The organism is Haloarcula sp. K1, assembly GCF_001647155.1.
GTDB classification, from domain to species: Archaea; Halobacteriota; Halobacteria; order Halobacteriales; family Haloarculaceae; genus Haloarcula; species Haloarcula hispanica.
In genome coordinates this window covers 11,451-23,472 of record NZ_LRHL01000011.1, presented here as the reverse complement: position 1 = coordinate 23,472, position 12,022 = coordinate 11,451, and the positions used below count along the sequence as shown (strand labels likewise).

Sequence of the window (12,022 nt, the reverse complement as noted above, 5' to 3'; positions counted from 1 at the left end):
TCACCTCATTGCACCGTCGAGTTGTCGCGGACGTCGAAGTCCTTCTGTGTCCCGACGTCGTTCTCGTCTTGCGGGAACGTGAGATCGAGGTCCACGTCGATGTTGTACCGGTCCAGTTCCTCCGGCGTCGCCGGGTTGACCGCGACCATCGATACTTTTGTCTCCTGCATCTGGGTTTCCACGTCGTAGCCGCGGGACGTGATAGCGTTGGCTGAGTCCCCGATTGCGTAGGGAACGTGGCCGTCGGGGTACTTGTCCTCCAGACTCTCGCCTTTGAACACGCCGCCCCAGTGATACGGCAGGAACACTTCCTGATCGTTCGGCCGGTCCGTCACGCGGGCTTTCACCAGCACGGAGCCACGGTCCGTCGAGGAGATGACGACGAGGTCGCCGCCGTCGACGCCGAGTTCCGCCGCCTTGTTCGGCGTTATCTCAGCGTACATATGCGGCTGGAGGTCGGCGGTGTGGATGTTGTTCCGCGTCTCCGCACCACCGCCCTGGTGTTCGACCTGCCGACCGCTGGTCATGATCATGTCCAGATCAGGCCCGTCGTCCTGATTGTGGATGATGTCCGTGGCCTGTTCCTGTTCGACGAGGTTGTTCTGGTCGAGCCGGTAGAAGTTCCGCTGCTGGCCGTTTGCCGGCCACTCGTTCAGCAGTTCCGTGTCCGGCCCCTCGATTGGCTCGCGGTGGACCGGCACCTTGTCGAGGAAGCTCCAGACGACGGCACGCGCCCGGCCGCGTCCGGTCGGCGCGTCGGGCTGGTTGTAATCGTACTCCTCGTAGAACTCGGGGTCGACCCCCTGCCCGATCATCGTTTCGAGGTACTCGTCGAAGACCGCGCTCCCCGTGTCGGGATTGTTCAACGCTTGCGCGGCGGTGTACACCGACTCTTGGTTGTCGAGTGCGTACTGCTGGGGAATGGTGAGTTCGTCCGGCTGAACCTCCTGTTCGGGGTCCACGAGGCTCTGTGGCGGCGTCACCTTCCAGCCCGGATACTCCGGGATGCCGTGAATCATGCCGTCTGCAGCCGTGTCGTCGTCGTCGGCCCACTCGGGGTTGTACGGTGCCCGGGTCAGGTCCAGCGCTTCCGCCTGGCTGTCGTATCGGTCGCCGACGGCGTCGAGCGTCTCCTGCATCGGGTACTCGTCGTCCGTCGGCATCGCGTCCCAGTCCTCCGGGGTCGGTGCCGAGACGCCCCAACGGGTCCGGAAGTCTTGCCCCCCGTTGTTGGGGTCTAAGTCGTCGTTCCAGATTATCGGCGTGCCCGGATGGTCTTCGCCCCAGCAGGGCCAGGGAAGCATCCAGTACTCGCCCGCGACAGGCGTCCCTTCGGCCCCCTTGAGGTCCTCGTTGGAGAACGCCCAGTCGTACTCTAGGTGTTGCTGGAGCCGCTCGGGGGTCTGCCGGTAGCCGATGGTGTTGGTCCCGAGGTTGAACTCCCGGACGACGCCCTCGTAGCTCGACTTGCCGTTGTACAGCTCCGAGCCCGCGCCCCAGTCGAAGTGCTCGCCGAAGCCCAGATAGCCGGCCAGTTCCTGCATGATCTGGAGGTCCGGCTTGGAGTTGTGCGCCGGCGAGCGGACCGGTTCAGACCACTGCACCGACCGGTTCGTGTTGGTAAGCGACCGGTGGTGCTCGTACTGGCTGGACGCCGGCAACAGCAACACCGGCGGTCCGTCCTCGTAGTCCGGGAGGACGCTCGCGACCGAGGGGAACACGTCGATGACGACCAGCAGGTCGAGGTTCTCCATCCCCTCTTTCATCTGCTCCATCTCGCTGATGGAGTTCGCCGAGTGCCCCCAGAAGAACGCGATTTTCGTCTGGTCGGGCTGATAGATTGGCGTTTCCTGATAGCGGTCTGCCTTATCGAGGGCCGACTCGAACCAGCGGGCTACCGTGAGCCCGTTCTGGAACAGCATCGAGTTCTCCGCCGGGTTGTCCGGGCCGTGGTCGCCGTTTGGCGGCAGTTTACTCGCATCCTCGCTACCCTCGTAGTTGGGGCTCTGGCGGACGTACTTCTCCGGCGGCATCAGCTCGAACCGGTTGTACATGTCCGCAAACGACGTGTCGCCGCTAGTCTCGGGCGTGCGGTCCCAGATTTCGGCCCACCAGGACCAGCCACCGGCTGAGAGACCGTAATACCCCGGCAGGATGTGGCTCGCGACCGCGAGGTCGGTCGCTCCCTGAACGTTCGCGTGGCCACGCATGACCTGCAGGCCGCCGCCGCTCCGGGCCGCGCTCCCGGAGGCGAGACTCGCCATCGCGTACGAGCGGATGTTCTGGGTCCCGTTGTTGTGCTGGGTTCCGCCCATCGCCCACTCAATCTGAACGTGGGGGCGGGCCTCGTCTATCATGTCGGCGATGCGCTCGATGTCCTCGGCGGACACCCAGGTGATTTCCTCGACGGTCTCCTTGTCGTACTGGTCGAGTTCTGCGTCGACGTCTTCCCAGCCCTGGACGCGGTCGGTGAGCATGTTCTGCCCGCTTTCGTCCGCGTCGGGGTCTGTCGCAAGCCCGTGCTTGTCGCGGAGCTCCTTGATGATGCCCATCATCAGGGCCACGTCGGTCCCCGGACGGAACCGCATGAACTCGTCGGCATGGGCCGACGTCTTCGTGAACCGCGGGTCCAGATTGAGGATGGTCCCGCCGCGTTTCTGCCCTTCGAGGATGTGCTGCATCGCGATGGGGTGTGCCTCGGCGGGGTTCTGGCCGATGATGATGTTCAGGTCGAAGTTGCGGTAGTCCTGAACGGTGTTGGTCATCGCGCCATAGCCCCAGGTGTTTGCCAGCCCCGTCACCGTCGTGGAGTGACAGATACGCGCCTGATGGTCGATGTTGTTCGTGCCCATGAACGCCGCCAGCTTTCGGATAGCATAGGCCTCCTCGTTGGAGTGGTGGGCACTGCCGAGCAGCATCACACTCTCGCGGCTGTGTTCCGCCTCGACATCGACGGCTTCCGCCGGTGAGACATCGGAGTCGGGCCACAGCGCCCGGATGTCCGTCGCCAGGCGCTCGTAGGCATCGTTCCAGCCGAGTTTGCGCCACTCCCCGTCCTCCTGTATCATCGGGTGTTTGAGACGCTTCTCGGAATGTTCGGTTTCGTAGATGCCGGCCCCTTTCGAACACAACGACCCGGCATTTATCGGGTGTTCATGCCATGGCTCCATGCCGACGAAGGAGTTCCCCTCTCGCTCACCACGGAAGCCACAGCCCACCGAACAGTAGTTGCAGATTGTCTTGGTCAGTTCGGTGTCCGTGTCTGTCCCGTCGGTTTCCTCGCCGTCCTCCTGAAGTGCCCGACCAGCGCCGCTGACGCCGAGGGCGACCCCGCCCGCCAGGGCGCTCGCCTTCATAAACGAGCGCCGGTCGAGATCCAGTGAGACTGGTTCCTGCTGTGTACTCATGGTGAATGGTGCCCACCCATTACCGATGCTGTCCGTGTTTGCCACGAAATCTGGTTTGTCATTGTCTCTCTAGACGTGCCACAAATTCGATGTCATCCATGATAAAATGTGTCATAGTTAGCCATAATAATTCATGAAATTTTCTACCCAGCCAAATATTTGGGGTTGTATTCATGAATAGATGTGTGAACACTCCGCAAGGTCTATTACCGGGACAGGGTTTTGGATGATTAATGAACACGGGCGCCTTCGTGTGTTCCTGTGGGGGATCGTGCGATATCGACCTCGAAGCGGTACGGGACGGTGTCAGCGATGTCGACGTCGTGGCCAGTTCCGAACTGCTCTGTCAGGACGGCCTGGCCGGGATGTCACAGGTCATCGAGGAGTACGATCTCGATCAGGTCATCGCGACGACACCGGAACCGTCGTGTCAGGATCGCATCCGCGGGCTCGCCGACGAACACGGCCTTCACCCCGAGGCGTCGGTGTTCGTCGACCACCGGGAAACCAACGCCTGGGTCCACGACGGGGCCGCGGCCACCGACAAGACGGCCCGTCTCATCAATGCAAAGCGGGCCGGCCTCCACGAGGAAGCGCCGTCGCGGACGGTGTCGAAAGACGCCGGGAACCGCGTCGCCGTCGTTGGTGATCCGGAAGCAGCGCGGTCACTGACCGACGGCGCCGACGTGACGTTCGTTGCGGACGGGCGGGACTTCGCGGACGTGGAAGGGCTCGGCGACGTGACGATGGAGTGCGGCCGCGTCGTCGACATCGATGGCTCCTACGGCGAGTACGAACTCACGCTGGAAGCCCGCGTCACCGACGACTGCATCGACTGCATGGACTGCGTTCGAGAGGGGCCGGACGGAATGGTGATCGAGTTCCCTGTCGATATTCACCCCGACGCGCCCGACGGCGAATGGACGAACATCTGCCCGACCGACGCTATCGATCTGGACGGCGTCACCCACACCGTCGAAGTCGACCAGGTCATCTACCCCGGCGGCCGGGACAACGCCCGCGGTGGCCGGCTTGGCTTCTATACGGGTCCCGTCGACGCCGGAACCATCGCCGCCGTGGAATCGCAACTGGGCGGCATCGAGAAGCCGCAGTTCCTCGACCTCGATATGGACGTCTGTGCCGCCGGGGCATCTAGCCAGGAGGGGTGTACGGCCTGCGTAGACGCCTGTCCCCACGGCGCGGTCGACCGGCCCACTATCGATTCAGTCGAGTTCGACGAGGCAGCCTGCGAGAACTGCGGGGCCTGTACGAGTTCCTGTCCGACGGGCGCGACACAGCTCCGCGAGCCCTCGAACCGGCGGCTTGCGCGCGAAGTCGAGGCGCTGCTGGAAGACGACACGGACGAGGGACTACTCTCGCGTGGCGACAGCGCAGGTATCGACACGCAGGTCATCGCGTTCGTCTGCTCGGAGTACGCCGCCGAACGGCTCCGCGCACACGGACGCAAAGCCGTCCAATCGGGCGATCTCGACTACCCACCGATTCTCCCGGTGCAGGTCAACTGCACGGACACGGTCGGTGAAGCACACGTCATGCACGCGCTGGCGGCCGGCGCGGACGGCGTCGCCATCGTCGGCTGTGGCGGCTCCTGCCTCCACTCTGGCCCGGACCCCAAGCAGGAGCTGGTCGACCGGCTCAATCAGGCGACGACCGATCTGGGCCTGGGCGACCGGGTCGGCTTCTTCGCGCCGGAGGCCGGCAACCCCCAAGCCTTCGTCGAATCGCTGTCTGGCTTCGTCGAGTTCGGCCTCGACGAGACGCCGATTCCGGCTGGCGACTACGAGGCGACCGGCCGCAGCGACACCGACCGCGAGGAGCCCCGCCCCAATCCCGACTTCGACAGCCACGGCTGGACCTTAGAGAGTGTCCGAACCATTCTCGACCACGTCGAGCCCGAACGCGAGGTGATCCGCGGGCTGAAGGACTTCGGCGTCATGGACGTCAACGACGCGTGTACGCTGACGCCGACCTGCACGAACCTCTGTCCGGCTGACGCGATCAAGCGAACCGGCGAGGGCGAACTGGCGTTCAACCACGCGGACTGCGTGAACTGCGGCCTCTGTGAGGAGGGGTGTCCGGAGACGGCGATCACGATGCATGACGGGCTCGACCTCTCCTTGCTCCCCGAGAACCGCGACGGCGAGGCCTGGGTGACCGTCCACGAGGGCGATATGCTGGAATGCGTTCGCTGTGGCAAACCGTTCACCAGCGTCGCCTCCGCCGACAAGATCGAGGCGGAGGTCGGCGACCGGGTCGAGGGGCTGGCCCCCGACGCCGACCACAGCGTCTTCGAGTACTGCAGCGACTGTCGGAGTCGCCTGCTGTTCGACCAGGGGGAGAAACGATGAACGACGCGGCTGTCTACGAGGCCCGCCTCGAACTGGTGGACTTCGTCATCGACGTGTTCTGGGACGTGCCCGAGGAGGCGTTCGTCGAGCGGCTGTTGAGCGGCGAGGTTCAACTGCCGGAGGACTCCATCAACGACCAGCTGGACGAGGGTTTCGAGATGCTGCAGGCGTGGATAGACGACAACACTGACCGGTCGGTCTCGGACGTGCAGGACGAACTCGAACGGGAGTACACGGACCTGCTCGTCGGCCCGCGGCCGCCGGTGTTGCCCCACGAGACGAACTACCGCGAGGACACGGAGTTCATCGGCGAGGGGCTCGCCGAAGTCGATGCCAGCTACGGTGCGGCAGGCTGGGCACCGCCCGAGGACTACCCCGAAGAGGACGACTTCATCGCCGTCGAGCTGGCGTTCCTGCGGTATCTCATCGAGCGCCAGCGCGAGGGCGACGAGGAGACCGTCGGCTACGAGCGGGTGTTCATCGAGCAACACCTCAGCGAGTGGGTCATCGACTTCGCCGACGAGATGCGCGAGGAAGCCGACGAGGGGCTGTTCCTCGCGGCGGCGCTCATCTGTGAGGGGCTGGTCCGCTTCGAGGACGAGATCGTCGCGCAGATCGGCTAGCAGGGCGGCTACCGGATACGGAGCACGAGGCCCGTGCTTGCGATGAGGCCGACGACCAGCAGGACCTTCACCGCGGGCAGCAGGAACGCCATCGTCTGTTCCATGAAAAAGAGCGACCGCCAGGAGTTGACCGACCGTGCGACGACTGCGACGGCTCCCGCGCCCGCGACCAGCACGCAGAGGAGCGTGACTGACGCCGCCGCGACGACGCCGAAGGGGTTCACACGCAGTCGCTCACGCATCGGGCACCACCCGCCGACCGACGACGAGGACCACGAACAGCGGGACGAGAACGATCAGCAGCCGGCTGACGAACAGGCCGATGTAGCTGATAGTCGATTTGAGGTGAATCTCCCAGTGCCAGCTCCCCTTGAGCTCGGCGATGAGTCCGATCGTTCCGACGACAAGCAGTGACAGCGCCAGCAGCGTAGCGAGAGTGTAGACCAGGATTCGAAGATATCCGAGGAGCGAGACGGCTGTCAGCCGGGAGTCCGATTGTTCGGTGGCCATCAGGTTCCCTCCCCGGTCCAGTGCTGCTGATAGATATCGTACGTGACGACGGCGAGGACGACCAGTCCGACACCGAGGACCGCCGTGCCCATATCGGGTGGAAACGGGAGGGTGAGTCCCGATTCCGAGTGTATGAGTATAGTTAACATGGTATATGGTACGGAATGTCAAGTAAAAACCGTTGCGACCTGTTCCCTTGAGACAACGTTTTTCTCCACGCAGACCTACCCTTGTGATATCATACCATGAACTCGCGCCGAGGGCTGCTGCTTCGACTCTCCGCACTCTCCGGAGCAGCCGGTCTCAGCGGGTGTTCGTCCCTGCTGGCCAGGCAAGCGGAGTCGCCGACGGGTGACCTCGACCCGAACCCCCGAGCCGACGAACTCCCGAGACGGCAACACGCCTGGAACGCGCGCCTCCGGAGCGACGCCGCCGGCAACGACCTGTTGCCACGTCATTTCCGTCTGTTCATGCTCGACCTCGACGGGTCACCGTCGGATTCTGCCGCGGAGACTGTCGAGCTAGCGATGCGAACACTGGAAGACGCCTACGAGTTCACCAGTTCGGGGCTCCTGCATATGCTCGGCTGGGGGACGAGCTACTTCGACACCTACGGGTCGCTCGATTCGTCCCCGATACGCAGCCCGCGAGTCCTCTCCCGGACGGACAACCCCGACCTGCAGTCTTTCGACGCGATGCTCGTCCTCGCGAGCGACGTTCCCTCGCACCTCGCGGCCGCCGAGTCGGCGATGTTCGACACGCGGCCGACGCTCGCGGACGCGGAGATTCAGGGTCGACTCGGCGACGTGTTCTCCGTCGCCGACCGCCGCGGCGGCTTCATCGGCGAGGGGCTCCCGGCGGCCCACGCCGACGCGGAGGGCGTCCCCGCCGACATCCCCGAGGAGTCGTATATGTTCTCGGGCTTTTTCGCCGGCCGGGCCGGGACGCAGGCCAGCGAGGACTGCGTCACCATCGACGACGGCCCGTACGCCGGCGGGACGACGATACACCTCTCACGAATCAACGAGGCCTTCGACAACTGGTGGGAACTCGCCCAGTCCGACCGCGTCAAGCGACTGTTCTCGGCGGAGTTCTCGCCGGAGGACATCGATAGAGGTACCCTCCCCTTCGCCGACATGGTCCGCGAGCACGCGAGCACAGAGGGGGAGGTCGGCCACTTCGAGAAGGTGGCCCGCGCCCGCAAGGACGGGGAGCCGATTGTCCTCCGGCGCGATTTCAACACGATTGACGGCGGCCAGGCCGGGATTCACTTCCTCTCGTTACAGGAACGCCCGCGTGACTTCGAGGAAGTCCGGGACGCGATGAACGGGTGGTGGCTCCGGGAGGAACACGAGGAACTCCGGGATCGACAGAACAACGGCCTGCTGGAATTCATCGAGGTTGCGTCACGCTCGAACTTCTACGTCCCGCCGCGTGACAAACGGGTCTTCCCGGCCCCGTAGCTGTCGCTCGCATGTAGAGAGGGGCCACGAAAACAGTACGAACCTGACGCCGGCAGCGGGTCACTCCTCGTCGTCGTCCGTCGTCGTGTCGTTCTGGTTCACGTCGCCCGGCCAGACGCCGTGGTCCCAGACCTCGAAGTCGTTGAACGTCTCTGTCGCACCCTTCGGTTTCCACTCACTCTCTTCGTGTGCCATTGTATATCATCTGTCGTAGTGGCCGGGCTTAAGTTTTGGTGCCGTCACTCAGACGGCGTTCCCGGCGGTTTCTGCTCGTCCGAGACTTCGTCGAGGAACGCGTTCGCGTAGAGGTCGACGTGCATCTTCAGCACGGTACTCTCGTCGATTTCGCTCTCCTCGGCCTGCCGACGGAGCAACGCGGCCAGTTCCTCTGTCGGTTCGTACCGTACCTCGCGGCCGTCGACCTCGAACGCCACGTCGTGGGACTGTGAGACGAGGTGTTCGATCTCCAGCAACGCCTGCTCGACTTTCGTTTCCATCGCTTCGTCGATGTCCTCCAACCGCCGGTCGGCCCACTCCTGAGCGGCCTCGTACAGGCGGTCGCTCACCTCGAAAGCGAGTGTCAAAACGACACCCCTTCACCCTCGAACTCGGGCGTCCACAGCGTCGTCTCCTCACACACCGGACAGTTCTGCCGGCGCGGCTGCCCCTCGAACGCCGAGAGGTCTATCATCTGGCCGCATTCTTCGCAACTGTAGTACGTCATTCTTCCGACGGGGGCCACGACTGCGGGGCCGGGTCTGACTCGGTTATCTCGGAGTACAGGACCACGAGCGCTCCGAGGACGATAGTCAGCACAAGCACTCCGGCGAGACCGCCCAGCGCGTTCTGACCGACGAACGTCGCTGTTCCGGTCGCGAAGTCGATGGTCGACAGTACTTCGAACAGTGTCAATAAGAGCCAGACGAAGGCCCCCAGTACCACGAACGTGAGTATCTTCGACTGGTGGACCGCGGTTCGGAGTGTCATTGTCGTTCGTGTATGACAATGACCAGCAAGCATTATAAATATAGGGCGTCACTCGTCAGCGAGTTCCCACTCCGCCTTCTCTGCGGCGTCGGCGAGCGGGATGAACTCCCAGCCCGTCCGGTCGGCGATGGGCTCGTCGTCCGGACGGCCGACGAGGACCATCCGCTCGGCGTAGAACATCGAGTGCTCGCCGATGTCGGCGAGGCGTTCGGCCGGTTCCTGACCCGCGCCGCTGAAGAAGTCGGCATCGATGCCGTGGTCACGCTGGAACTTGTTGATGACGAACGCCTCTACGTCGCCGACGATACCGACCCAGTCGGCCCACGCCCGCGCCTCGCGGAAGACCAGTTGCGGGTCGGCGAACTGCCGGGCCGCGTCGTAGGTCACAGCCATCGTCATGTCGTCGATGCCGCCGCCGTGGGGACCGCTCGCTTCGACGGGTTCCTCGCCGGCAGCGGGGTCCTCGGCGACGTTCGAGGCCGGGTCTGTGTCGGTCGCGGCCGCGCCGCCCGCGCCGCCGCTGTCTGTCGGAATACCGACCGGCTTGTCCTTGTTCTCCCGCGGGACGTGGGGGACCGCTTGGTCTCTGGAGTCTGCGCTGGCGGTATCTCCGCCGTTCCCTTCGACACCAGTGTCCGAAGCAGGACCCGTATCTGCGGCCGCGCCGGGACTCTCAGCCTCGGTATCGCTGTCGGGCCGCACCGATACGGTCCCAGTCGATCCGGGGTCGGGTTCGTCTTCGGGGTCGCCCTTTCCATTCCAGAACCAGTCGCCCCGGTTCGGCGTCTCCTCGTCGTCCTGTACGTCGAGTTCGTCGAGGTCGATTTCGTCTGTCATTCTCCGAGTGTCGTGTCCGCTGGTCGTGTCGATTGGTCGACGGCGTCCGTGAGGCCGAGTCGCTCGATTGTCTCGGGGGTGGGCCGGCCGTCGGCGTCCCAGCCGCGCTGGCTGTAGTACTCGTCGAGCATCGCGTCGAACGACTCGGTGTCGATTGCCGCGCCAGCGTTCGGGCCAGAATCAAGCGGTTCCTGCAGCTTTGCCGGGAGTTCGTCGTCGGCTCGGGAAACGCCCTCCCGGACGTTGAACAGGCGCGTGAGCGTCCAGACCCGCTCGCCGACCGTCGCGAGGTCGCCGTCCGTGTCCAGGCCGATAGCGTCGAGCCACTCCGCGCCGAGGTCTTCGAAGGCGTCGCCGACGAAGTCGTCGACGACGAGGCACCACAGCACCGAGCGCTGGTCCTGTTCGCGGATGACGGCCGCGGCCGCCCGCTCCGGGTCCCAATCGGAGTCGAAGGCTTCCCGCTCGATGGGGAGCGCCCGCCGATGACAGGCCCCGCGGTCGCTGGTCGCGTACGCCAGTGCCATGCTCCGTGCGCCGCGGGGGTCGTACGCTGGCAGTTCCATAGCCTTGACCGTCGGCAGGAGGTCGTCCCCGCCTAGACGGGCCGAGGCCGCGTCAACGCCGTCGGCCAGAGCGTCGCCGAGCGTCGACTCCCGCGCGACGATGGCTTCGAGGAGCGCCCGCGCGTCGTCGGGGCTCCCGTAATCGAGCGATTCGTCGAGCAGGCCGGCGTCGCCGGCTTTGATGGCCCACGCGACGGCGCTCCCGGCGCTGATGAGGTCGAGACCCAACCGGTTACAGGTCTCGCCCAGCGCCGCCACGGCGTCGAAGTCGTCGATGCCGAGGCCGGCCCCTAGGCTCATCGCCGTCGCGCCGCGCGGGACGGTTTCGCCGTCCTCCGTCTGGACGCGGAAGCCGCCGGGGTTGCCTCCGTCGTCGTACTCTCGGCCCGCGGCAAGTTCCTGCACGGCTTCGATACCGACCCCGTCGGCTCCCTCGAACTGGCCGTCTTCCCAGCCGCGCGTCGAGAGCGCGCCGATCTCGTTGGCGAAGTCGACCGTTTCGACGGTCCCGCTGGCGTTGAGCCACTGTCCGGTGTCGCCCTCGCGGTACCGCTTGGCGTACTGCTCCCGTAGCTCCGCGAGGTCCGTCGGCGGCTCACCGCGGACGACGACGGCTTTCAGCCGTTTTGCGCCCATCACTGTTCCGGCACCGCCCCGCCCCGCGTGGTGTTCGCCGCCGTCAGAAGCGATAGTCGCGAACGCGACGCCCTGCTCGCCCGCCGGGCCGATACACGCCACCGCAGCCTCGGGGAACGCTGCGTCGGTTTCGGCTGTATCCTGCCCCCACGTCTCGGCGGGTTCGACCGTCGCGCCGTCGGCCTCGACGACGAGTTTGACCGGCTCCGAAGCGCGCCCGGTGACAAGAATCCCGGTGTGGTCCTGCAACGCGCCGGCCAGCGTGTCCGGGAACGTCCCGCCCGCATAGGAGTCGAGGAAGCCGCCAGTCAGGGGCGACTTCGTGACCGCCGCGTAGCGTGTCTCGCCGGGGAGCAGCCCGGAGACCGGCCCGAGCATGAACAACAGGACGTTCTCGGGGCCTAGCGGGTCGGTGCCTGCGTCGAGTTTGTCGTACAGGTACCGAGCGCCGAGTCCCTTGCCGCCCACAAACTGGCGACGCCAGGCCTCCGGAACCGGACAGCTCTCGACCGATGCCGACGACAGGTCGACGTGGAGCATCCGGTCCCGATTGGCTACTGTCATCATACCTCACTCTTCCGTCTGTCGACTAAAGGATTACCCACAGCACCAAGCACCTTTCTG

At 65.0% G+C, this 12,022-nt stretch carries 13 protein-coding genes; 3 read left to right on the top strand and 10 right to left on the bottom strand.

Annotated features, from left to right (window positions below):
- Positions 1-5: 5 nt before the first annotated feature.
- Entirely contained in the window at positions 6-3,407 is a 3,402-nt protein-coding gene (locus AV929_RS04465; RefSeq protein ID WP_064287571.1) for a formate dehydrogenase subunit alpha, read from the bottom strand.
- Between the two features lie 233 nt (positions 3,408-3,640).
- Between AV929_RS04465 and AV929_RS04460 the strand changes: the two genes are divergently transcribed.
- On the top strand, positions 3,641-5,776 hold the full coding sequence (locus AV929_RS04460; protein WP_064287570.1) for a hydrogenase iron-sulfur subunit: 2,136 nt from the start codon (positions 3,641-3,643) through the stop codon (positions 5,774-5,776).
- On the top strand, positions 5,773-6,399 hold the full coding sequence (locus AV929_RS04455; RefSeq protein WP_014040696.1) for a molecular chaperone: 627 nt from the start codon (positions 5,773-5,775) through the stop codon (positions 6,397-6,399). The genes AV929_RS04460 and AV929_RS04455 overlap by 4 nt, the downstream gene beginning before the upstream one ends.
- Positions 6,400-6,407: 8 nt before the next feature.
- Here AV929_RS04455 and AV929_RS04450 read toward each other — a convergent pair whose 3' ends face one another.
- Genes AV929_RS04450 through AV929_RS22245 form a run of 3 tightly spaced genes read right to left on the bottom strand, consistent with a single transcriptional unit; the run spans position 6,408 to position 7,058 of the window.
- On the bottom strand, positions 6,408-6,641 hold the full coding sequence (locus AV929_RS04450; RefSeq protein ID WP_050036718.1) for a hypothetical protein: 234 nt from the start codon (positions 6,639-6,641) through the stop codon (positions 6,408-6,410).
- A complete protein-coding gene (locus AV929_RS04445; RefSeq protein ID WP_014040694.1) occupies positions 6,634-6,909 on the bottom strand; it encodes a hypothetical protein in 276 nt (91 codons plus the stop codon). The genes AV929_RS04450 and AV929_RS04445 overlap by 8 nt, the downstream gene beginning before the upstream one ends.
- Complete coding sequence (locus AV929_RS22245; RefSeq protein WP_014040693.1) at positions 6,909-7,058, bottom strand: hypothetical protein; 150 nt, start codon at positions 7,056-7,058, stop codon at positions 6,909-6,911. Before AV929_RS22245 ends, AV929_RS04445 begins: the two co-directional genes overlap by 1 nt.
- Positions 7,059-7,154: 96 nt before the next feature.
- Between AV929_RS22245 and AV929_RS04440 the strand changes: the two genes are divergently transcribed.
- Positions 7,155-8,372: a hypothetical protein gene (locus tag AV929_RS04440; protein ID WP_064287569.1), complete on the top strand. Its 1,218-nt coding sequence runs from the start codon at positions 7,155-7,157 to the stop codon at positions 8,370-8,372.
- 60 nt (positions 8,373-8,432) lie between these two features.
- On the opposite strand, the gene AV929_RS22740 is transcribed toward AV929_RS04440, so the two are convergent.
- The 6 genes from AV929_RS22740 to AV929_RS04420 are packed head-to-tail and all read right to left on the bottom strand — an operon-like array spanning position 8,433 to position 11,965.
- Positions 8,433-8,567: a hypothetical protein gene (locus AV929_RS22740; RefSeq protein ID WP_008313251.1), complete on the bottom strand. Its 135-nt coding sequence runs from the start codon at positions 8,565-8,567 to the stop codon at positions 8,433-8,435.
- Positions 8,568-8,611: 44 nt separating this feature from the next.
- A complete protein-coding gene (locus AV929_RS04435) occupies positions 8,612-8,956 on the bottom strand; it encodes a hypothetical protein (protein WP_191450409.1) in 345 nt (114 codons plus the stop codon).
- On the bottom strand, positions 8,953-9,096 hold the full coding sequence (locus AV929_RS22240; protein ID WP_004591875.1) for a hypothetical protein: 144 nt from the start codon (positions 9,094-9,096) through the stop codon (positions 8,953-8,955). The genes AV929_RS04435 and AV929_RS22240 overlap by 4 nt, the downstream gene beginning before the upstream one ends.
- Positions 9,093-9,359, bottom strand: a complete 267-nt coding sequence (locus AV929_RS04430) for a hypothetical protein (RefSeq protein ID WP_064287567.1) — start codon at positions 9,357-9,359, stop codon at positions 9,093-9,095. Before AV929_RS04430 ends, AV929_RS22240 begins: the two co-directional genes overlap by 4 nt.
- Positions 9,360-9,407: 48 nt before the next feature.
- On the bottom strand, positions 9,408-10,196 hold the full coding sequence (locus tag AV929_RS04425) for a hypothetical protein (RefSeq protein WP_064287566.1): 789 nt from the start codon (positions 10,194-10,196) through the stop codon (positions 9,408-9,410).
- Positions 10,193-11,965, bottom strand: a complete 1,773-nt coding sequence (locus AV929_RS04420) for an aldehyde ferredoxin oxidoreductase family protein (protein ID WP_064287565.1) — start codon at positions 11,963-11,965, stop codon at positions 10,193-10,195. The genes AV929_RS04425 and AV929_RS04420 overlap by 4 nt, the downstream gene beginning before the upstream one ends.
- Positions 11,966-12,022: the final 57 nt, after the last annotated feature.

What these genes read in the sequence shown, in the direction of transcription:
- AV929_RS04460 (WP_064287570.1), top strand. Translation starts at nt 3,641, where the DNA reads ATGAACACGGGCGCCTTCGTGTGTTCCTGTGGGGGATCGTGCGATATC.
- AV929_RS22245 (WP_014040693.1), bottom strand. Translation starts at nt 7,058, where the DNA reads ATGTTAACTATACTCATACACTCGGAATCGGGACTCACCCTCCCGTTT.
- AV929_RS04425 (WP_064287566.1), bottom strand. Translation starts at nt 10,196, where the DNA reads ATGACAGACGAAATCGACCTCGACGAACTCGACGTACAGGACGACGAG.
- AV929_RS04465 (WP_064287571.1), bottom strand. Translation starts at nt 3,407, where the DNA reads ATGAGTACACAGCAGGAACCAGTCTCACTGGATCTCGACCGGCGCTCG.
- AV929_RS04420 (WP_064287565.1), bottom strand. Translation starts at nt 11,965, where the DNA reads ATGATGACAGTAGCCAATCGGGACCGGATGCTCCACGTCGACCTGTCG.
- AV929_RS04430 (WP_064287567.1), bottom strand. Translation starts at nt 9,359, where the DNA reads ATGACACTCCGAACCGCGGTCCACCAGTCGAAGATACTCACGTTCGTG.
- AV929_RS04445 (WP_014040694.1), bottom strand. Translation starts at nt 6,909, where the DNA reads ATGGCCACCGAACAATCGGACTCCCGGCTGACAGCCGTCTCGCTCCTC.
- AV929_RS04440 (WP_064287569.1), top strand. Translation starts at nt 7,155, where the DNA reads ATGAACTCGCGCCGAGGGCTGCTGCTTCGACTCTCCGCACTCTCCGGA.
- AV929_RS22740 (WP_008313251.1), bottom strand. Translation starts at nt 8,567, where the DNA reads ATGGCACACGAAGAGAGTGAGTGGAAACCGAAGGGTGCGACAGAGACG.
- AV929_RS22240 (WP_004591875.1), bottom strand. Translation starts at nt 9,096, where the DNA reads ATGACGTACTACAGTTGCGAAGAATGCGGCCAGATGATAGACCTCTCG.
- AV929_RS04455 (WP_014040696.1), top strand. Translation starts at nt 5,773, where the DNA reads ATGAACGACGCGGCTGTCTACGAGGCCCGCCTCGAACTGGTGGACTTC.
- AV929_RS04450 (WP_050036718.1), bottom strand. Translation starts at nt 6,641, where the DNA reads ATGCGTGAGCGACTGCGTGTGAACCCCTTCGGCGTCGTCGCGGCGGCG.